We start from the raw sequence: 20,661 nt of genomic DNA, 5'->3' as shown, positions 1-20,661 counted from the left end.
CCCAGGGTTATCCACAGCCCCGGGGTCACCGCACTTTGTGCACGGGTCAACCACCGAAGCGCCGCACAAATGACCGAACCACCGAACGGCGGTTCGGTTGACTGAACGGTGCTCAAGGTCGGGCGGTGGGACAGCGTCGGGTGGCCGGTAGACTCTGGGAGTTGTTCGGTGCTCGCTAGAGGATGGACTTTCCCGTGTTCGACACGCTTTCCGATCGGTTGTCCGCTGCGTTCAAGAATCTGCGCGGCAAGGGCAAGCTGACCGACGCCGATATCGAGGCGACCACGCGGGAGATCCGGATCGCGTTGCTGGAGGCGGATGTCGCGCTGCCGGTGGTGCGCGAGTTCATCGCGAAGATCCGGGAGCGGGCCAGCGGGGCCGAGGTGCGCGGGGGACTGAACCCGGCGCAGCAGGTGATCAAGATCGTGAACGAGGAGCTTGTCGGCATCCTCGGCGGGGAGACCCGTGAGCTGCGGATGGCCAAGCGGCCGCCGACGGTGATCATGCTGGCGGGTCTGCAGGGCGCGGGTAAGACGACGCTGGCCGGCAAGCTGGCCAAGTGGCTGAAGGAGACGCAGCACCAGACGCCGATCCTGGTCGCGGCCGACCTGCAGCGGCCGAACGCGGTCACCCAGCTCCAGGTGGTCGGTGAGCGGGCCGGCGTACCGGTGTTCGCGCCCGAGCCGGGTAACGGTGTCGGCGATCCGGTGGCCGTGGCCCGGAAGGCGATGGACGAGGCGCGGGCCAAGCAGCACAGCGTGGTGATCGTCGACACGGCCGGCCGGCTGGGTGTCGACGAGGAGCTGATGAAGCAGGCCGCGGACATCCGCGACGCGGTCAACCCCGACGAGATCCTGTTCGTCGTCGACGCGATGATCGGTCAGGACGCGGTCGTCACCGCGCAGGCCTTCCTCGACGGTGTCGGCTTCGACGGCGTGGTGCTGTCCAAGCTGGACGGTGACGCCCGCGGTGGTGCCGCGCTGTCGATCGCGCAGGTGACCGGCCGGCAGGTGATGTTCGCCAGCAACGGCGAGAAGCTCGAGGACTTCGACGTCTTCCACCCCGACCGGATGGCCTCGCGCATCCTCGGCATGGGCGACGTGATGAGCCTGATCGAGTCCGCCGAGCGGACCTTCGACGCCGAGGAAGCCGCGAAGACGGCCGCCAAGCTGCAGAAGCGCGGCGGCAAGGACTTCACGCTGGACGACTTCCTCGCCCAGATGCAGTCGGTGCGCAAGATGGGCCCGCTGACCAAGATCTTCGGCATGCTGCCCGGCGCCAGCCAGTTCAAGGACCAGCTGGAGAATTTCGACGAGCGCGAGATCGACCGGATCGAGGCCGTCATCCACTCGATGACCCCGGCCGAGCGGACCGACCCGAACATCATCAACGGCTCCCGCCGGGCGCGGATCGCGAAGGGGTCGGGGACCGAGGTCGCCACCGTCAGCGGACTGGTCGAGCGCTTCTTCGAGGCCCGCAAGATGATGTCCGCGATGGCCTCCGGCAAGGGCATCCCGGGGATGCCCGGGATGCCGGGGATGCCGGGTGGCGGCGCGCGCAAGGCAAAGCAGCAGCAGGCCAAGAAGGGCAAGAAGCGCGGCTCGGGCAACCCGGCCAAGCGCTCCGGCGCCCCGGCCCAGCCGCAGGCGCCGCAGCCCGGTCAGCTGCCGGCCGCGTTCGGCGGCGGCCAGAACGGCGGCGATTTCGAGCTCCCCGACGACCTGAAGAAGATGCTCGGCGGCCAGTAACGGTGACCGCGGGTGACCGGACGCCGATCCTGCCCGATCGGACAACTGGTCACTGCACGAAGTGACACCCCGTTACCCGTTGTCGATGATCCCGGGCCCGCTAAGATCGACCCTACGCCCGGAGAAAGCTGAAACTGCGGAAACGTCGAAGGACGGATCGGATGAGGCAGCAGTTCAAGAACCTGGACACGTGGCGGGGCAAGCTCACCGCTACCTGGGTGTGCTTGGCTCCGCCGACGGCCATGGTCGCCGTGTTCGTGATCGGCGGTGTCACGTCGAACACGTTCATCGTGGACGCGCACGCCCTGGCCGCCCCGCGGCCGGACTCGGTCTTCGACGACCTGGTGAACGACGTCCCGAGCCAGCCCGGGGCCGACGGCAGCCTGCCGACCCAGGAGAAGTCGACGGTCTCGGTCCCGGTCACCGGGAGTACGGACGGCAACGTCCCGCCGATCCCCGGCGTCTCCGGTGACACCTCCGGCATTCCCGGCACCGTGCTGGCGGCGTACCAGAAGGTCGCGACCGACCTGGCCGCCGCGACGCCGAACTGCCACATGACCTGGCCGCTGCTGGCCGGCATCGGCAAGGTCGAGTCCGACCACGCGAACGGCGGCAAGGTCGAGGCCAACGGCGACACCCGCGGCAAGATCCTCGGTCCGGTGCTGAACGGTGGCCCGGGCATGGCCGCGATCTCCGACACCGACCAGGGCCAGTGGGACGACGACAAGCAGTGGGACCGGGCGGTCGGCCCGATGCAGTTCATCCCGGGCACCTGGAAGTCCTTCGGCGCCGACGGGAACGGCGACGGTGTCAAGAACCCGCACAACGTGTACGACGCGGCCCGGGCCGCCGGTGACTACCTCTGCTCGGGCGGTGCCAACCTGGCCGACGCGCAGGGGCTGGTCCAGTCGGTGCTGCGCTACAACCACTCGATGGACTACGTCTCCACGGTGCTGCGCTGGATGCAGTCGTACAGCAAGACGACCGTGAAGGTTCCGGACACCCCAGGTGTGGTCACCCCGCCGGATGACAACGGCAACGTCAACAACCCGACGCGGAACAGCACCACGAGCCCGACGCCGACCCCGACTCCGACGGTCACCCCGACGCCGCCGAAGACGCCGACGACGACGCCGACCACGAAGCCGCCGACGACGAAGCCGACCCCGACTCCGACGCCCACCAAGACGCCGAAGCCGCCGTACACGCCGCCGCCGACCAAGCACACGCCGACGCCTCCGACGACCCCCACTCCGCCGGTCTGCACCCCGACGCCGCCGACCACGCCGCCGACGTCGACCCCGGAGAGCCCGGACACGCCGTCGACGACGCCGAGTGATACTCCGTCCGGTGGGCAGCAGGCACAGGCCGACGACCCGACGACGACCCCGTCGCCCTGCACCACGCCGACCCCGAGCCCGGCCGGTCAGACCGAGCAGGTGGCACCGCAGCCGAAGTAGCGGACGGGCCCGGAAACCCCTTGTTCTGCACGATTTCGTGCTGTTCGATCAGGTCAAGGGGTGAGCGGATAACTTTGCGTCGTCTTGAGGTAACTTTTCGGCCTATCGGTCGTTGAGCCGACTATGCGCCTAACCCGTAGTGGAAACCGTCGGGTCAAAATAATCATCGCGTCACTGTGTACAGTTCCGCTCCTGGTCGGGGCGATCGTGACAGTGGCTTCGGGTGGGGCCGGTGCCTCCGGCCAGCTCGCGACGGACAGTCCGGTTGCTCCTCAGCCTGGGGCCGGCCTGAACAGCGGTGAGTTCGACGAACTGACGATGATCGTGCCGCAGCGTCCCGGAGTGGACGGCCGGCTCGGATCCGACAAGCCCGCCCGTGCCGACGTGCCCGTCCAAGGGGCCACCGACGGCCGCTCGGTGGTCCGTCCCGGGCGTCCGGGGGCCGTCAACGGCATCCCGCGCGGGGTCTTCCCCGCCTACCGCCGCGCCACCGCGAATCTCGCCGTGGTCCGGCCGTACTGTGGTCTCACCTGGCCGTTGCTGGCCGGGATCGGCAAGGTCGAGTCCGACCACGCCAGTGGCGGCCGGGTCGACGTGGCCGGCACCACCCGCGGCAAGATCTTCGGCCCGGTGCTGAACGGCAAGAACGGCAACGGCAAGATCCCCGACAGCGACAAGGGCAAGTTCGACAGCGACCTGGTCTGGGACCGGGCCGTCGGCCCGATGCAGATCATCCCGCAGGTCTGGGCCGACTACGGTGCCGACGGCAACGGCGACGGCTTCCGCAACCCCAACAACGTGTACGACGCGGTGACCACGGTGGCCGTCTATCTCTGCGCCGAGGGCGCCGACCTGAAGCGACCGCGCGACCTGGTCGAGTCCCTGCTGCGCTACCAGCACTCCAAGGACTTCGTCGCCACGGTGCTGAAGTGGATGCGCGTCTACAGCAAGAACGCCGTCCTGGTCCCGAACCAGACGGGTCTGCTGTCGGTCCCGAAGCCGACCGGTAACGCCGAGCGCAAGGTCGACCCGCGCCAGGTCCCGGACGTGCCGGACGACCCCAAGACGCCGACTCCGACGCCGACGAAGAAGCCGACGCTGCCGACGACGACGCCGGACCCGGTGGAGCAGCCGACGAAGACGCCGACGCAGAAGCCGACCAAGCCGCCGACACAGAAGCCGACGCCCACCCCGACGCCGACTCCCACGCCGACGCCGACCCCCACTCCGACCCCGACGCCGACGCCCACGCCGACGCCGACGGAGACCCCGAGCGGGACGCCGTGTTCGGCGGATCCGACCACCCCGACGTGTACGCCGGGTGGGGGCTCGCACGGGTGATCCCCGGCCGGATACGGTCACTCCATGAGTGAATCCGGCGTACTCAGGCTCGTCGGCACGGTGTTGCCGTCCGGTGAGCAGCAGGAGCTTCACCTCAGTGGCGGGCTGGTCGTCGACCGGCCCGCCACTGCTGACGTGACGACCGTCCACACCGGCGGCTGGATCATCCCCGGCCTGGTCGACGCGCACTGTCACATCGGCCTCGACACCTTCGGCGGGGTCGACGAGGCGACCGCGGAGCAGCAGGCGATCGCCGACCGGGATGCCGGGGCGCTGCTGGTGCGGGATGCCGGCTCACCGACCGACACCCGCTGGATCGACGACCGGCCGGACCTGCCGAAGATCATCCGGGCCGGTCGCCATATCGCCCGCTCGAAGCGCTACATCCGCAACTACGGCTGGGAGATCGAGCCCGAGGAGCTGGTTGCGTACGTCGAGCAGGAGGCTCGCCGCAGCGATGGCTGGGTGAAGCTGGTCGGCGACTGGATCGACCGGGATGCCGGCGACCTGACCCCGTGCTGGCCGGCCGAGGCGCTGAATGCGGCGATCGCCCGCGCCCACGAGCTCGGCGCCCGGGTCACCGCGCACGTCTTCGGTGAGCACGCCCTGCCCGATCTGCTGGCCGCCGGGATCGACTGCATCGAGCACGGCACCGGTGTCGAACCCGAGCTGCTCGCGCTGATGGCCGAGCGCCGGGTGGCCGTCGTACCGACGTTGATCCAGCTGGAGAACTTCCCGGAGTACGCCGATCAGGCCGCGGCCAAGTTCCCGCTCTACTCGGCGCACATGACCGACCTGTACGAGCGTCGGCTGTACCGGCTCCGGGACGCGTTCGAGGCCGGAGTGCCGGTGTACGCCGGAACCGACGCGGGCGGCGTCCTCGGGCACGGCCTGATCGCGAGTGAGATCCAGGCGCTGACCGGGATCGGGATGTCGGGGGAGCAGGCGCTGGCCGCCGGATCGTGGGCGGCGCGCGAGTGGCTCGGCGTACCGAGCACGCTGCAGCCGGGGGATCCGGCCGATCTGGTCGTCTACGAGGAGGACCCGCGCGTGAACCCCGCCGTCCTGTCGCACCCGAAGGTGATCGTCCTGCGTGGCAGAATCGCGTAACGAGGCGAATTCACGCGGTGACGGGAAAAAGTTCACTCAACTACTGGCATTGACGGAAGGTTTTCGCCTAGCGTGACGGCTAGCTTGCATTCGGGACCGTCGACCGCCCCTCGACGGACCGACCAAGGGAAGGAACCGCCCATGGGGAAAATCGCCCGAGTACCCGTGCCCAGACTCTCCGCCCTCCTGGCCGCGGCGGCCGCCGGCGCCCTGGCGCTGAGCGCCCTGCCGAGCAGCGCCGTCGAGCCGACCCAGCCGGCCGGCTCGATCGACATCTCGGCCGCGTTCACGTCCGCCGCGACCAAGTACGACGTACCGCGTGAACTGCTGGTCGGCATCGGGTACGCGGAGTCGCACCTGGACGGCCACAACGGTGAGCCGAGCCAGGACAACGGCTACGGCGTCATGCACCTGGTCAGCAACAACGAGAACCACACGATGTCCGAGGCCGCCAAGCTGACCGGCCTGCCGGTCGAGAAGCTCGCCAAGGACACTCCCTCGAACATCGACGGCGCCGCCGCGGTGCTCGACTCGTACGCCGATGCCGCCGGTCTGCAGGGCGATGCCCGCAAGGACTCCGGCCGCTGGTACGAGGTCGTCGCGAAGTACTCGCACTCGGCCGACGCACCGACCGCCCGGCTCTACACCGACGAGGTCTACCGGATCATCGGCGCCGGCGTCCGCGCCGACGGCGTGACGGTCGCGCCCAAGCAGGTCGCCCCGCAGCGCGGCAAGTTCGCGAAGGTGGCCCCGCTCGGCACCCGCTCCGAGTCGTCGGTCGACGCCGTCGACTACCCGGGCGCGATCTGGAACCCGGCCTGTACCTGCAACTACACGGTCGGCCGGACGCAGGCGATCACCAAGATCATCATCCACGTCACGCAGGGCTCCTACGCCGGCACCATCAGCTGGTTCAAGAACTCGGCGGCCCAGGTCAGCGCGCACTACGTGATCCGCTCCTCCGACGGCCAGGTCACCCAGATGGTCGCCGAGAAGGACAAGGCCTGGCACGTGGGCAGCGAGAACGGCTACACGATCGGCATCGAGCACGAGGGCTACGTCGACCAGCCGTCGTGGTTCACCGACGCGATGTACCGCTCGTCGGCCGCGCTGACCCGCAACATCGCCGACCGGCGCGGTATCCCGAAGGACCGGGCCCACATCATGGGTCACAGCGAGCTGCCGAACCAGACGCACACCGACCCCGGTCCGAACTGGAACTGGACCTACTACATGCAGCTGGTGAACGGCGGCGACCCGAACCCGCCGACGTACAACTTCACCACCTACGGCAGCGGTGTCCGGGTCCGGGCGACGCCCCGCCTGAACGGCACCATCCTGACCGAGCTCCCCGGCCCGACGCAGGTCTTCGTCACCTGCCAGGTCCAGGGCGACACCGTCACGGCCGAGGGGACCACCAACAACTGGTGGGCCAAGCTCCGCGACCAGGGCGGCTACATGACCAACATCTACATCTCCGACCCGAACCCGAAACTGCCGGGAGTTCCCGTCTGTTAGGCAGTGGGCTGGAGCACGAAGAGTAGAGCCTGCTGTACCGACCCGGCCGCCGCCGTGCTGCATCATCGAGGTATGACGTGGACACGGCGGCTGCGCCGCGGGGGATCAGCAAGTAAGTACCTGCTGGTGCGGTCGTTCCGGACCAACGGCGAGCTCACCCGAGCGGGCCGGTACCTGGGCCGGGACGACGTACCGCAGCTGCCGCCCGGCACGAAGCGGTCGTTCAGGCGGGGTCTCTGGCTGTCGCTGGGCGTCCTGGCGATCGTGCCGGAGTTCTTCCTCGTCGTGTTCGCGATCTTCGCCGTACCGAGTGCTCTGCTGAACGCACTGCTGTGGTCGTTCGACCCGGGCAACTTCACCACGCTCGGGGTACCGATCGACAGCTGGTGGGACGTCCTCTGGCTCACGCCGCTGCAGAGCGTGCTGGGGCTGGGCCTGCTGGGCTGGGTGCTACCCGCGCTGGCACGTGGCCACGCCAAGGGAATGCTCAACCACCTGTCGCCCACGGCCGACCAGCTCGAGGCAGCTCGGCTCAACCAGCGGGTGGAAGAGCTCACCAGGACCAGGGCCGGTGCGGTCGACTCACACGGCGCAGAGCTGCGCCGGATCGAGCGGGACCTGCATGACGGCACTCAGGCGCAGCTGGTGTCGCTGGCGATGCGGATTGGCGTTGCCAAGCAGGTGATGGCCGACGACCCGGAGAAGGCCGCCAAGCTGCTCGACGATGCGCGGGACGGCGCTGAGCAGGCCATGCACGAGCTGCGCGGCGTACTGCGAACCATGTACCCGCCGATCCTGCAGGACCGCGGTCTGGCCGGTGCGATCGCCGCACTCGCCGCCCGCTGCCCACTGCCGGTGGACCTGCGGATGGGCGAGCTCGGCCAGGTCCCGGCCCCCGTTGAGGCCGCGGCGTACTTCGTCGTCGCGGAGTCCCTCACCAACGTCACCAAGCACTCGGCCGCCGGCCGGGTCGACCTCCTGATGGAGCGGCGCGGTACTGAGCTCTACCTGGAGATCACCGACGACGGAATCGGTGGCGCGCGCATCAACGAGCAGGCCGACCTGCTGGGCCGGGGGAGTGGCCTGCATGGCATGCTCCATCGGGTACAAGCGATCGACGGCCAGCTGGAACTACGCAGCCCGATCGGCGGACCCACAACGATCGAGGTCATCCTTCCGTGCGAGTGATCATCCTTGAGGACAACCCGATCCTGGCCGAGGGGCTCAGCCTGTTACTGAGCAATTCGGGTTTCGAGGTCGCCGCGGTCGCCGCCGACGTGGACGGTTTCGAGCAGGCGATGGCCGAGCACGAGGTGGACATCGCGGTCGTCGACGTCCGGCTGCCACCGACCTTCACCGACGAGGGCCTGCGCGCCGCGATCAAGGCACGCACCGGCCGCCCCGGCCTCCCGGTGCTGGTCTTCTCCCAGTACGTCGAGGAGATCTACGCCGCCGAACTGCTCGCGACCGGCACCGAAGGTGTCGGCTATCTGCTGAAGGATCGCGTCTCCCGCGTCGACGAGTTCCTCGAGGCGGTACGACGAGTGGCCGCCGGAGGCACTGTGCTCGACCCGGAAGTGGTCAGCCAGTTGATGGTCAAGAAGAGCAATCCGCTCGACCGGCTCACCCCGCGCGAGCGTGAAGTGCTCGCCCTGATGGCCGAAGGACTGGGCAATACCGCGATCGCGGAGAAGCTCGTGGTCTCCGAAGGTGCTGTGCACAAACACGTTGGAAACGTTTTCCTCAAACTGGACCTGCCGGCGTCCGATTCCGGACATCGCCGTGTGCTGGCGGTTCTGGCCTACTTGGGACTCTGACCCGCGCGGTCTTGACGATCCGTTCCCGGTAGGCCACTCTCAGTCCAGAGAGCGCTCTCACACCCACCGACCCGCCCCTAGGTGAGGGAGAGATCCATGAAGGTTCTAGTTGCCGCTGTGCTTGTCGCCGGTGCCCTCGGCGTCCCGGCCCAAGCTGTTGCTGCAGGCAATGATCAGCCGTTGACCGTGGCTGGTCAGGCGACCGCGATGCAGAAGGACTTCGGCCTGACCGAGCAGCAGATGAACGCTCGGCTGAAGTCCGAGACCGACGCCGCCAAGCTGCTCCCGACCGCTCAGAAGGCGGCCGGCACGGAGTTCGGCGGTGCCTGGTACGACGCCGCCAAGCAGAAGCTGGTGATCGGGCTGGCCGGTTCGAGCCGGGCGACCGCCGTACAGGCGACTGGTGTCGACACGATCGCCGTACCGAAGACTGCCGCCGTACTGGACAAGCAGAAGGCTGCCGTCGACAAGCTGGCCGGGAAGGCTGTGCCGGCTGCGGTCAGCGGCTGGTCCACCGACGCCAAGACAGGCAGCGTCGTGGTCAATGTTCAAGCAGGTAAGCGATCCCAGGCCGTCAACGCGTTCGTGGCCAAGATCGCCAAGGCCGGCACCCTGACGGTACGCGAGGTCGCGGCCCAGGCGCCGCAGACGTTCGCGGCCGGCACCGTCGGCGGCGACCCGTTCTACGTCGACAACATCCGCTGCTCGATCGGCTTCTCCGTGTACGGCGGTTATGTCACCGCCGGCCACTGTGGTCGGGGTGGAAGGGTCCGCGGCTGGGACGGTTCGGACCAGGGTGATTTCCGTGGCTGGTCCTTCCCTGGCAACGACTATGGCTTTGTCGCGACCGGCTACGGCTGGTGGACGGTGCCCGTCGTCATCGGCTGGGGACAGACCAGCGACTCGCTCGTCCGCGGCTCGTGGGAGGCGCCGATCGGCACCTCGGTCTGCCGCAGCGGTTCGACCTCGCACTGGCACTGCGGCACCGTGACCGGCAAGAACGAGACCGTGAACTACGGCAACGGTCAGCTGTTCTACGGTGCGACCAAGACCAACGTCTGCGCCGAGCCCGGCGACTCCGGTGGCTCGTTCATCACCGGTGACCAGGCCCAGGGCGTCACCTCCGGCGGCTGGGGCAACTGCAGCAGCGGCGGCGAGACCTGGTTCCAGCCGGTCAACGAGATTCTCCAGGCCTACGGCCTGACCCTGCACACCGCCTGACCCGGCAGAGACCCCGGATCCCCCGCGCAATAGGGGATCCGGGGTCTCTGGTCAGCAGACCGGTACGCCGGGGAGCTTCGCGTTCGGATCGTCGATGTAGATGTTGGTCATGTAGCCGGCCGGTGAGTTCAACTTTGCCCACCAGTTGTTGGAGTAACCCTCGGCGTTGACGGTGTCGCCTTGGACCTGGCACAGCACCCGGACCGAGGTCGGGCCGGACAGCGTGGCCACGACCGAGCCGTTCAGTCGCGGTGTGGAGCGGACGTTGACCCCGGAACCCCAGGTCATGAAGGGCTTTCCGGGCCCGGAGCAACCGTTGTCACTGGTCAGGTTGTAGCTGCCGTAGGAGCCCGGGTAGGCGAGCCCGCTGCCGTTGATGACGATGTTCTGACCGACACCGTTGAGCAGTTGCTCGTAGTGGATGTGCGGGCCGGTCGAGTTGCCGGTGCTCCCGGTCACCCCGATCTGCTGACCCTGGGAGACGGCTTGCCCGTTGGCCACCGAGTAGGCGGAGAGGTGGAAGTAGTAGGTCTTCCAGCCGCCGCCGTGCTCGATGGCGATGTAGTTGCCGGCTCCGTCGGGCTGGGAGAACCGGTACGCCGTACCACCCGCGGAAGCGAGCACCGGCGTACCGTTCGTGGTGCCCCCGTCGGAGCGGATGAAGTCGAGTGCGCGGCGGACCTCACCGGAGTGGTGACTGTAGGTCCAGCGTTGGCCACACGGGAACGGGGCCTTGAAGTTCGGCGCTGCCTGCGCCTGCGTCGGCGCCACCACGAGGGTGGCGGCACCGAGCAGGAGCGCGGCGAGAACTGCTAACAGTTTTCTGGGCGGCATTTCTGCAGTGTCGAGGTGAACAAAAAACCACGCAAGACTCTGTCTAGTTAGAAAATATCAGAGCGTTTCTGCCGGGGCTTGCGGTAAGGGCTTGGCGTCGTCGCCCTTGCTGCCCAGGGATTCGATCAGCTGCTTGGCCAGCGCGAAGCCGGAGCCACCCATCGTGATGGTCTTGACCAGGGTGTCCTCGATGCCCTGGGCACCGTTCAGGACGACCATGTTGCCGACCTTCTCGAACGAGCTCGCCGCGGCGCGGACGATCTCCGGGTAGGCCTCGGCCAGCTGCTGGGCAACGACCGCGTCGGTGTTGGTGGCCAGCGCCTCGGCGCGCGCCTTGATACCGGCCGCCTCGGCCATCGCCTTCGCCTGGACGGCGGCCGCCTCGGCCTTACCGTTCAGCTCGGTTGCCTTCGCCTGCGCCTCACCGCGCAGCTGGACCTCACGGGCGTTCGCCTCGGCGGCCGCGATCTGCGCGTCCCGGGCGGCGGTGGCCAGCGTGCGCTGGCGGTACGCCTCGGCGTCGGCCGGCTTCAGCACCGACGACTCCAGCTGCTTCTCGGCCAGCGACGCGTTCAGCTTGGCGGTCTCGGTCTCGGCGACCACAACCTCCTGGCGGGCCAGCGCCTCGGCCAGCGGGCCGGACTGCTGCGCCTTCGACTTCGCCTGGTCGACCTCGGCCTGGTAGCCGGCCTGCGCGATCGAGCTCTGCCGTACGGCGGCCGCCTTGGCCGCCGCGGCGACCTGCTCGCGCTCGGTGGCTTCCTTGTCCCGCTCGGCCTGCGCGATCCGGGCCGCGGCCTCGACGGCAGCGGCCTGCGGACGACCCAGGTTGCGGATGTAGCCGGACTCGTCGTCGATCTCCTGGATCTGCAGCGAGTCGACCACCAGACCGAGCTTCTCCATGTCCCCGGCCAGCGAGCCGCGGATGTTCGTGGTCAGCGTCTCGCGGTCGTGCAGCATCTCCTCGACCGTGGTGGAACCGACGATCGCGCGCAGGTGACCCGCGAACAGCTCGTGGATCGTGCTCATCACCTGCTCGTCGCTCTGCTCCAGGAAGCGCCGGGCCGCGTTCGCGATCGAGCCGTAGTCGTCACCGACCTTGTACGCCGTGACGCCCTTGATGTGCAGCGGAATGCCCTGACTCGACACGCACGTCACGGTCAGCGGCGTGGCCCGGATGTCCAGCGGCAGCCGTCGTACCGTCTGGAAGCCCGGCAGCACAGCGGTGCCGCGGCCGACGACGATCTTGAACCCGAGCGTCTCGTTGACCTGCTCGTTGCTCGAGTGCGCGCCGAGGCCGGAGATGATGAGTGCCTCGTTCGGTTCGGCGACCCGCCAGACCATCCGGAACACGATGAGCAGGACCACCAGCGCCACCGCGGCGATGATCACGTACGTCCAGAGCATTTCCCCTCCAGGGAACCTGAGAATTCAGACAGCGCGAGCGACGTAGACCGTGCGGGGCGGGTCGTAGTCGACGACCACGACCTGTGCGCCCACCTCGATCTCTTCGTCGACCGCGGGGTAAGCGTAGAAGGCTTCGGTGGCACCACGGATCGGCAGCATCACTTCGCCGACGATCCCTGGTGCGATCCGCCCGATCACGCGTCCCCGCTTGCCAACCATGACGCCCCTCCGACGTACCGCTGCTGCTCCTGGTTCCGCAGCTTAGCCTCTGACCGCCCCCTCGGTGGCGCCCTTGATGAACTGCCGCGCGAAGACGATGAAGACCACGATCAGCGGGACCATCGCCATCAGCGCCCCGGTCATCACCATCGAGTAATCCACCCCATGGGCCCGGTTCAGCGACGACAGCGCGACCTGCAGGGTGAGGTGGTCGGGGTTGGTCAGCACGACCAGCGGCCAGAAATAGTCGTTCCACGCACCGACGAACGTGAAGATGCCGAGGAATGCCAGCGCCGGCCGCGCGGACGGCAAAGCCACATGTCGATAGACGCCCAGGAACCCGCATCCGTCCAGCGTCGCCGCCTCGACCAGTTCGTCGTGGATCGAGCTCGAGAAGTACTGCCGCAGCCAGAAGATGCCGAAGGCATTGGCCGCCGCCGGAATGATCAGCGCCTTCAGCGATCCGACCCAGCCGAACGCCGCCATCGTCTGGAACTGCGGGATGGCACCCAGCTGCGCGGGCAGCAGCATCGTCGCCAGCAGGATCACGAACAACGCGTTCCGGCCCGGGAACCGGAACTTCGCGAACGTGAACGCGGCCAGCGAATCGAAGAACAGCACCAGCAGCGTGGTCGCGACCGCGACCACCACCGTGTTGCCCATCGACTGGAAGAACGCGACGTTGTGCAGGACGGCGCGGACGTTGTCGTCGAACTGCGAACCGAGGGTGAACTTCGGCGGGTACCGGTAGATGTCCGCGGTGGTGTTCGTCGCCATCACGAGCGTCCAGTAGAACGGGAACAGACTCAGGATTCCCGCGATCGCCAGGACGACGTGCAGCGTCACGCCTCGCCAGTGCCACCTCACTGCTTGCCCCTTCCGCCGATCAGCTTCCAGTTGATCGCCGTGAACAGCAGCACCAGCATGAAGATGCTCAGGGCAATGGCCGCGGCGTACCCGTAGTCGTTGTTCAGGAAGGCCTGCTGGTAGAAGTACATGACGATCGTCAGGCCGCTCTGGCCGACACCGCCGCTGTTGCCGACCATCACCTGCGGTTCGGTGAACGTCTGCAGGCCGCCGATGGTGGACGTGACGACGGTGAACAGTACGACGGGGCGCAGCTGCGGCAACGTGATCGAGAAGAACGTCCGGGCCGCGCCGGCGCCGTCGACCTTGGCCGCCTCGTACTGTTCCTTCGGGATCGCCTGCAGCCCGGCCAGATAGATGATCGTGTTGTACCCGGCCCACTGCCACACGATCATCGTGGAGACCGCGATCTTGATCCCCCACGGTTGCCCGAGCCAGTCCTGGGTCTCGATACCGAGCGCGCGCAGGCCGGAGTTGATCAGTCCGAAGTTCGTGCTGAAGACGGCCGCGAAGAAGATCGCGGCCGCCACCAGCGACGTGATGTTCGGGATGAAGTACGCGATCCGGTAGACGCTGGAGAACCGGACGGCCGAGTTCAGCATCACCGCCAGCACGAGCGCGATCGCCAGCGTCGGGACCGTCGACAGGAAGAACAGCACGACCGTGTTCTTCAGCGCCAGCCAGAACGTGCTGTCCTCGAACAGGAAGGCGAAGTTCTGCAGCCCGACGAATTGCCGGGCGCTGAACCCGTCCCACTTCTGGAAGCCGAGCAGGATCGTCGACGCCATCGGATAGAGCCCGAAGACCAGGAAGAGCAGGTAGAACGGTGACAGCGCCAGATAGAACCGCCAGTACGACCAGACACCGCGCCGGGTGCGGACCTTCGCCGTACGGGGTGCTTTGGCTGTGGCGGTGAGAGTCACTGAACGCCCTGACGTTTGCCGATCTGCTTGGCCTTCGTCACTGCCTCGGCCCACGCCGCGTCGGAGGTCTTCTTACCGACCTGGACCAGCTTCAGCGCGTCGGTGAACGGTACGGCGATCGCCGCGTCGAGCGGTGCCTCGTAGGCGATCGGGATGTCCTTGGCCGCCGGACCGAACACCTCGATCGGCACCTGCCCACCGAAGAACGGGTCCGCCGCCTTCAACTGCGGTTTGTCGTACGCCGCCGGCGTCGCCGGGAAGATCTGCGCGTCGGCGAACGCCTTCGCCTCGTTGTCCGCGCTCAGCATGTACTTGATCACCTCGAAGGCGGCCTTCGGGTCGGCCGCGTTCTTGGTGATCGCCAGGAACGAGCCGCCGAAGTTCGCCGGGCCGCCCGGCGTCGGCGCCACCCGCCACTTGCCGACGCTGGTCTTCGCGGCCGCCTTGATGTCCAGCGCGACCCAGGCCGCGCCGACGACGGTCGGCACCGTGCCCTGGTCGAGGCCGGCGTTCCAGTCGTTCGAACCACCGAGCGTCTTGCCGTCGACCTTCAGCGTGATCGCCTTCACCGCGGTGTCCCAGGCCTTGCGGATGTGGTCCTGGTCGCCGATGAACTTGTTGTCCTTGTCGATATAGCGAGCCGTGCCCTGGTTGACGATCGTGCCGTACATGTCGACGGCGTCCGCGACGATGAACGCCTTCGGGTTCTTCGCCTTCAGCTCGACACCGGCCTGCAGGAAGTCGTCCCAGCTCTTCATCTGGTCGCCGACCTTGGCCGGGTCGCCCGGCAGCCCACCGGCGGTGAAGATGTCCTCGCGGTAGAACAGCGCGGTCGGGCCGATGTCGATCGGGATGCCGAGCACCTTGCCGTCGAGCGTCGTGGCCTGCTTGACCTTCCACTCCAGGTACTGCCCGAGGAACGCGTCGTCGGCACCGATCGTCTTCAGGTCCACGAACCGGCTGGCCTGCGGCAGCAGCGAGGCGATGTCCTCGCCCTTGATCCCGGTGATGTCGGGGATCGACGTCCCGCCGCTGAAGGTGGTCAGCAGCTTCTGCTTGAAGTCGCCGCCCACCTCGGAGTACTTGATGTGCTGGTCCGGGAAGTGCGCGATGGTGTCGTCCAGCACCGACTTGCCGAGACCGCCCGGCCAGCACCACAATGCGAGGTTGCCGGTGGCGTTCTTCTTGGTCGAGCCGGTGTCCATTCCGGACGAGCAGGCGACGACTGTGCCGCCGAGCACGGCTGCGAGGCCCCCAGCAAGCAGCGTTCGACGTGACAGATCCATTGGTCTTACCTTCCTTCGTGTGCGCTGATGAGCGCTCGGAGATGCTGGTCTTCCGGGTGTTCCTGCTGCCACTCGGCCAGGTCCGTCCAGCGGGGCGCCGCGTCGGCGCCGCCGAGCTTGGTGACGGACAGGGCCGCAGTGAGGGCGGCGAAGCGGACCCGCTGCGCGAGCGGCAGGTCCCACAACGTGGCAGCGATGAAGCCGGCGGCGAACACATCACCCGCCCCGGTGGTGTCCGCCGCCGGGACAGAGAAGGCCGGTACGGCGATGCGCTCGCCGGTGCGGCCGTCGATCGCCTCCGCTCCGTGGGCGCCGTTGGACACCACGACCACCGGGACTCGCCGGGCGAGCGCCTCAAGCGCTGCCGCGGGCGACGTCGTACGGGTGTAGGCCATGGCTTCGGTGGCGTTCGGGAGGAAGACGTCGCAGTGCTCGAGTTGGTCGAGGACCGCGGGGTCCCACTGCTCGGTCGGGTCCCAGCCGACGTCGGCGAAGACCAGGCTGCCGGCGGCCTTCGCCTTGGCCAGCCACTCGTTGGGCCAGGGACCGATGTGGGCGGCAACTGCTTTGGCCTTCGGGGGAGTGGTGATCAGGTCGTCGGCCGTGAGTGGGGGCGTGGTACCGCGGGTGACCAGGGCGCGATCGTTGTCATAGGCAAGGGCCACGGTAAGCGGGGTCGGCCAGCCGTTGAGCTTGCGGGACAGGCTCAGGTCGATGCCCTCTTCTTTGTGCAGCCGGTCCCAGAGCCGGTCGCCGAGGTCGTCGGCGCCGAAAGCGGCGGCCATGCCGGTGCGGAGCCCGAGTCGCGCCAGCGCGACGGCGAAGTTGGCGATGCCGCCGGGGCTCTCGTGGGAGTCGGTCGCCCAGACCTCGGTCCCGGGGCGCGGAGGCGTGGGCAGGCCGAGCACCAGGTCCTGGAACACCAGGCCGGATACGACCACGTCAAGCTCTTCCATGAGCTGCCCCACACTCCTGCAGGTCTGATCAAACTCTTGCGTGAATCTTGGATCGCGTTGCCAGATTCCGCAATACCCGATCATAGGCATGATCGAAAATGACGTAGTTTGCGTGATACGGTCGTGATGTGTTGCCGAAGCAGCGTCAGGACGAGATCGTGCGCGCGCTCCGGGCCGACGGGGCCGGAGGCGTGAAGGTGCTGGCCACCCGCCTGGGGGTCAGCGAGGCGACGATCCGTCGCGACCTCGAGCAGCTCCACGACGAGGGCCGGCTGACCCGCGTGTACGGCGGCGCTCTCGCGGTGGACGGTGGCGACGAGCCGTTCGCGGATGTGAACGCCGTCCACGCTGCGGAGAAGGACCGGATCGCGCGACGGGCCGCCGAGCTGGTTCAGGACGGCGAGTCGGTGCTCCTCGACATCGGTACGACGGCCTTGCGGGTGGCGCAACATCTGCACGGCCGATCGCTGACCGTCGTCACCAGCAACCTCGCTGTCCTCGAGGAGCTGCAGAACGACGAGTCGATCGAGCTGATCATCCTCGGCGGGTTCGTCCGGCGCAGCTATCGATCGCTGGTGGGCTACCTGACCGAGGAGAGCCTGCGCCAGATCCACGTCGACTGGCTGTTCCTCGGCACGAGCGGCGTCCGCCCCGACGGCCGGGTGATGGACAGCACGATGATCGAGGTCCCGGTCAAGCGCGCGATGATCAAGGCCGCCGACCGCGTGGTCCTGCTCGCCGACGCGACCAAGTTCCCCGGCCACGGCGTAGCCCGCGTCTGCGAGCCCGCCGAACTCCACCTGGTCGTCACGGAAGCCAACGCCGACCCCGCGACCAGGACCCAGTTGACGGAGGCCGGCGTACAGGTAGTCCTCGCCTGACCCCCAGCGTCCGAAGGGGCGCAGTACGTGGTCGGCGTGTTTTCGGACGCAAGGTGTTTCGGAGGCAAGGTGAAGAGGGAGAGCATCGAGTGAGACTGACGATTCTCGGCGGCGGCGGATTCCGGGTGCCGCTCGTCTACCACGCCCTCCTGGGCGACCGCGGCCCCGGCCGCATCACCGAAGTCACCCTCTACGACACCGACCCCACCCGCCTCTCCTCCATAGCCGCAGTCCTCCGCCAGCAAGCCCATTCGCCAACGTCCGAAGACACGCCGACGCCCGTCTCCGGTTCTTCGGACGTTGTGAGAGAAGCGCCGGTGGTGACGGCGACTACTGACCTGGATGAGGCGATTCGGGGGGCCGACTTCATCTTCTCGGCGATTCGGGTCGGGGGACTCGAGGGGCGAACTGTTGATGAGCGGGTCGCGCTTGATCTGGGTGTGCTTGGGCAGGAGACGGTGGGCGCGGGTGGGATCGCGTATGGGCTGCGGACGATTCCCGTCGCGACGGCTATTGCTCAGCGGATCGCGGCACTCGCGCCGGAGGCGTGGACGATCAACTTCACCAACCCGGCGGGCATGGTGACCGAGGCGATGATTCCGTACCTCGGCGACCGGGTGATCGGGATCTGTGACTCGCCCTCGGGGCTCGGCCGCCGGGCGGCGCTGGCGCTCGGGGTGGACCCGGCGACCGCCTTCTACGACTACGCCGGCCTGAACCACCTCGGCTGGCTGCGCGGTCTGCGGTCCGGCGGGGTCGACCGGCTGCCGGAGCTGCTGACGTCCACCGAGGAGCTCACCTCCTTCGAGGAGGGACGGCTGTTCGGGGTGGACTGGTTGCGGTCGCTCGGTTCGATCCCCAACGAGTACCTGCACTATTACTACTTCGCGCGCGAGACGCTGGCCGCCGTACAGGCTGTGAAGCAGACGCGGGGGACGTTCCTCCTGGAGCAGCAGTCCGCGTTCTACGCCGAGACCGCGCAACACCCCGACCAGGCGCTCGAGCTGTGGCAGAAGACCCGCGCCGAGCGGGAGTCGACGTACATGGTGGAGAGCCGCGAGATCGCCGACGCCGGTGAGCGCGACGAGCGCGACATGGCCGCCGGTGGATACGAGCAGGTCGCGCTGTCGCTCATGCGCGCGATCGCGCACAACGAGCGCGCCTCGCTCATCCTCAACGTCCGCAACCGCGGCATCCTGCGCCACCTGGACGACGACGCCGTGGTCGAGATCCCGTGCACGGTCGACGCCAACGGAGCCCTCCCGGTCGCGGTCTCCCAGCTCACCGACCACCAGGCCGGCCTGGTCACCGCGGTCAAAGCCGTCGAGCGCTCCACCATCGAGGCGGCCACCTCCGCCTCCCGCTCCGCCGCCCTGAGAGCCTTCGCCTGGCACCCCCTGATCGACTCGGTCACCGCCGCCGGCCACCTCCTCGACTCCTACACCACCCACCTCCCCGACCTCGCCTACCTCCGCCCCTAGGCCCGGATTGGGCTTCACCGGGCTGGATCTGGCAGAATGATTGGCTGAGTCCGTCCAGGTTTGTGCAGCCCTCTAACTCCACGGCCTGGCTCGGCCCATTCGAGCGGCGACGCGTTGTCCCCACGACGCTGTGCTACTCACCCAAGACATGTAATCCCAAGGGAGTTCCCGCAAACGTGGCAGTCAAGATCCGTTTGAAGCGCATCGGCAAGAAGCGTGCGCCGCACTACCGCATCGTCGTGATGGACGCCCGCAACAAGCGTGACGGCCGCGCCATCGAGGAGATCGGTAAGTACAACCCGAAGGCCGAGCCGTCGTTCATCCACGTCGAGTCGGACCGGGCGCAGTACTGGCTGGGCGTCGGCGCGCAGCCGACCGAGGCCGTCGAGGCCATCTTCAAGGCCTCCGGTGACTGGCAGAAGTTCAAGGGCCTGGAGGCTCCGGCCCCGCTGCGGGTCAAGGAGCCGAAGCGGGACAAGCAGGAGATCTTCAACGAGGCGCTGGCCGAGGCCCACGGCACGCTGAAGACCGAGGCCGTCACCGCCAAGAAGACGGCGAAGAAGGCCGCGGCCAAGGACGAGGCCCCCAAGGCCGAGACCGAGGCGAAGGCCGACGAGGCCCCCAAGGCTGACGAGGCCGCTGTCGAGGCTCCGGCCGCCGACGACGCCAAGGCCTGACGGTGATGGAGACCGAGGCGCTGGAGCACCTGGTCCGAGGCATCGTGGACAACCCGGACGACGTGAGTGTCCGGGCCCGCAACCTGCGGCGCGGCCGGACGCTCGAGGTGCACGTGCACCCCGACGACATCGGCAAGGTGATCGGCCGCAACGGCCGGACCGCCACCGCGATCCGCACGGTCGTCGGAGCGCTCAGCTCCGAGCAGTCGCTGCGCATCGACTTCGTCGACGAGTTCAACAAGCGCCCTCGGCGCTAGTACCACCTGCGAAAGGCCGCGGTCCCCGACGGGGGCCGCGGCCTTTCGCGTTGTTCGCCCGCGATCTGAGCTAGTTTCGGCGGTATGCCGAAGATCCGCGTGGCCACCGCAGCCGATGTGAACCAGTTGGTCGAGTCGGTCACCAACCTCTTCCGGGACGACGCGGGCCGGCATGACCGGTTCACCGACATCACCTGGCCGCACCGCGAGGGGCACGCGAGGTACGGCGGTCTGGTCGGGGATCCGGCCTGGCTACAGCTGGTCGCGTACGACGACGAGGACCGGGTGATCGGCCATCTGGTGGGACGGTTGAGCGAGCCGACTCCGACCCGCCCGAGCCTCGCCGCCGTACTGGAAAGCATCTATGTCTTCGCCGACGTCCGGGGTCAGGGCATCGGTGGGCAGCTCACCGAGCAGTTCCTGACGTGGGCCCGTGCGCAGCAGGCAGCATTCGTCTCGGTCAGCGCGTACGCCGCGAACGAGGCCGCGCACAGGTTCTACCAGCGGCACGGCTTCGTCCCGCAAAGCGTCACCCTGCAAGCAGTCCTCTAGGAATGCGGGCAGGAATTGGCCGCACGCGTGGGTCAACTCCAGCCCGACGGAGCCGGCTGAGCTGGTCTGGGTGCTGACCCCTGCGCCCTGGAGCGGCAGCGCCTGA

At 68.1% G+C, this 20,661-nt stretch carries 20 protein-coding genes; 13 read left to right on the top strand and 7 right to left on the bottom strand.

The features are described from left to right. Positions 1-194 precede the first annotated feature (194 nt). The 8 genes from ffh to ACIA49_RS26890 all read left to right on the top strand — a co-directional run bounded on the left by ffh (position 195) and on the right by ACIA49_RS26890 (position 10,215). On the top strand, positions 195-1,748 hold the full coding sequence (gene ffh, locus ACIA49_RS26925; protein ID WP_396380104.1) for a signal recognition particle protein: 1,554 nt from the start codon (positions 195-197) through the stop codon (positions 1,746-1,748). 161 nt (positions 1,749-1,909) lie between these two features. Next, positions 1,910-3,208: a lytic transglycosylase domain-containing protein gene (locus ACIA49_RS26920; RefSeq protein WP_396380103.1), complete on the top strand. Its 1,299-nt coding sequence runs from the start codon at positions 1,910-1,912 to the stop codon at positions 3,206-3,208. Positions 3,209-3,415: 207 nt separating this feature from the next. Beyond that, complete coding sequence (locus ACIA49_RS26915) at positions 3,416-4,549, top strand: lytic transglycosylase domain-containing protein (RefSeq protein ID WP_396380102.1); 1,134 nt, start codon at positions 3,416-3,418, stop codon at positions 4,547-4,549. 24 nt (positions 4,550-4,573) lie between these two features. Beyond that, positions 4,574-5,659, top strand: coding sequence for an amidohydrolase family protein (locus ACIA49_RS26910; RefSeq protein ID WP_396380101.1), 1,086 nt, complete (start codon positions 4,574-4,576; stop codon positions 5,657-5,659). Positions 5,660-5,824: 165 nt separating this feature from the next. Beyond that, positions 5,825-7,177, top strand: a complete 1,353-nt coding sequence (locus tag ACIA49_RS26905; RefSeq protein WP_396380100.1) for an N-acetylmuramoyl-L-alanine amidase — start codon at positions 5,825-5,827, stop codon at positions 7,175-7,177. A gap of 72 nt (positions 7,178-7,249) precedes the next feature. Continuing rightward, a complete protein-coding gene (locus ACIA49_RS26900; protein WP_396380099.1) occupies positions 7,250-8,365 on the top strand; it encodes a histidine kinase in 1,116 nt (371 codons plus the stop codon). After that, positions 8,356-8,994, top strand: coding sequence for a LuxR C-terminal-related transcriptional regulator (locus ACIA49_RS26895; protein WP_396380098.1), 639 nt, complete (start codon positions 8,356-8,358; stop codon positions 8,992-8,994). Before ACIA49_RS26900 ends, ACIA49_RS26895 begins: the two co-directional genes overlap by 10 nt. A gap of 96 nt (positions 8,995-9,090) precedes the next feature. Further along, positions 9,091-10,215, top strand: a complete 1,125-nt coding sequence (locus tag ACIA49_RS26890; protein WP_396380097.1) for a S1 family peptidase — start codon at positions 9,091-9,093, stop codon at positions 10,213-10,215. Between the two features lie 51 nt (positions 10,216-10,266). Here the strand turns inward: ACIA49_RS26890 and ACIA49_RS26885 are convergent, their stop codons facing one another. The 7 genes from ACIA49_RS26885 to ACIA49_RS26855 form a co-directional block, all read right to left on the bottom strand. Beyond that, the gene (locus ACIA49_RS26885) at positions 10,267-11,049 is read right to left on the bottom strand and encodes a peptidoglycan DD-metalloendopeptidase family protein (RefSeq protein ID WP_396380096.1); all 783 of its coding nucleotides are present in this window, start codon (positions 11,047-11,049) and stop codon (positions 10,267-10,269) included. A gap of 57 nt (positions 11,050-11,106) precedes the next feature. Then, entirely contained in the window at positions 11,107-12,456 is a 1,350-nt protein-coding gene (locus tag ACIA49_RS26880; protein ID WP_396380095.1) for a flotillin family protein, read from the bottom strand. Between the two features lie 24 nt (positions 12,457-12,480). Next, positions 12,481-12,675, bottom strand: a complete 195-nt coding sequence (locus ACIA49_RS26875) for a hypothetical protein (RefSeq protein ID WP_396380094.1) — start codon at positions 12,673-12,675, stop codon at positions 12,481-12,483. A gap of 42 nt (positions 12,676-12,717) precedes the next feature. Then, complete coding sequence (locus ACIA49_RS26870; protein ID WP_396380093.1) at positions 12,718-13,542, bottom strand: carbohydrate ABC transporter permease; 825 nt, start codon at positions 13,540-13,542, stop codon at positions 12,718-12,720. Next, complete coding sequence (locus tag ACIA49_RS26865; protein WP_396380305.1) at positions 13,539-14,381, bottom strand: carbohydrate ABC transporter permease; 843 nt, start codon at positions 14,379-14,381, stop codon at positions 13,539-13,541. The genes ACIA49_RS26870 and ACIA49_RS26865 overlap by 4 nt, the downstream gene beginning before the upstream one ends. An 80-nt stretch (positions 14,382-14,461) precedes the next feature. Beyond that, a complete protein-coding gene (locus ACIA49_RS26860) occupies positions 14,462-15,751 on the bottom strand; it encodes an ABC transporter substrate-binding protein (protein ID WP_396380092.1) in 1,290 nt (429 codons plus the stop codon). Positions 15,752-15,756: 5 nt separating this feature from the next. After that, a complete protein-coding gene (locus tag ACIA49_RS26855) occupies positions 15,757-16,707 on the bottom strand; it encodes a carbohydrate kinase family protein (RefSeq protein ID WP_396380091.1) in 951 nt (316 codons plus the stop codon). Between the two features lie 128 nt (positions 16,708-16,835). On the opposite strand from ACIA49_RS26855, the gene ACIA49_RS26850 reads away from it, so the two are divergent. The 5 genes from ACIA49_RS26850 to ACIA49_RS26830 all read left to right on the top strand — a co-directional run bounded on the left by ACIA49_RS26850 (position 16,836) and on the right by ACIA49_RS26830 (position 20,555). Further along, positions 16,836-17,588 (top strand): DeoR/GlpR family DNA-binding transcription regulator, encoded by a 753-nt coding sequence (locus ACIA49_RS26850; protein ID WP_396380090.1) that lies wholly within the window; start codon positions 16,836-16,838, stop codon positions 17,586-17,588. Positions 17,589-17,677: 89 nt separating this feature from the next. Beyond that, positions 17,678-19,069 carry a 6-phospho-beta-glucosidase gene (locus tag ACIA49_RS26845; RefSeq protein WP_396380089.1) on the top strand — a complete coding sequence of 464 codons (1,392 nt, stop codon included), beginning with the start codon at positions 17,678-17,680 and terminating at the stop codon, positions 19,067-19,069. A 176-nt stretch (positions 19,070-19,245) separates the two neighbouring features. Further along, positions 19,246-19,746: a 30S ribosomal protein S16 gene (rpsP, locus tag ACIA49_RS26840; RefSeq protein WP_396380088.1), complete on the top strand. Its 501-nt coding sequence runs from the start codon at positions 19,246-19,248 to the stop codon at positions 19,744-19,746. A gap of 5 nt (positions 19,747-19,751) precedes the next feature. Then, positions 19,752-20,003: an RNA-binding protein gene (locus tag ACIA49_RS26835; RefSeq protein ID WP_396380304.1), complete on the top strand. Its 252-nt coding sequence runs from the start codon at positions 19,752-19,754 to the stop codon at positions 20,001-20,003. An 84-nt stretch (positions 20,004-20,087) separates the two neighbouring features. Beyond that, positions 20,088-20,555 (top strand): GNAT family N-acetyltransferase, encoded by a 468-nt coding sequence (locus ACIA49_RS26830; protein ID WP_396380087.1) that lies wholly within the window; start codon positions 20,088-20,090, stop codon positions 20,553-20,555. The last annotated feature ends 106 nt before the right edge of the window (positions 20,556-20,661 follow it).

Origin of the sequence: Kribbella sp. NPDC051587 (genome assembly GCF_044453945.1) — a bacterium.
GTDB lineage: Bacteria > Actinomycetota > Actinomycetes > Propionibacteriales > Kribbellaceae > Kribbella.
This window is presented reverse-complemented; position numbering and strand designations above follow the sequence as displayed.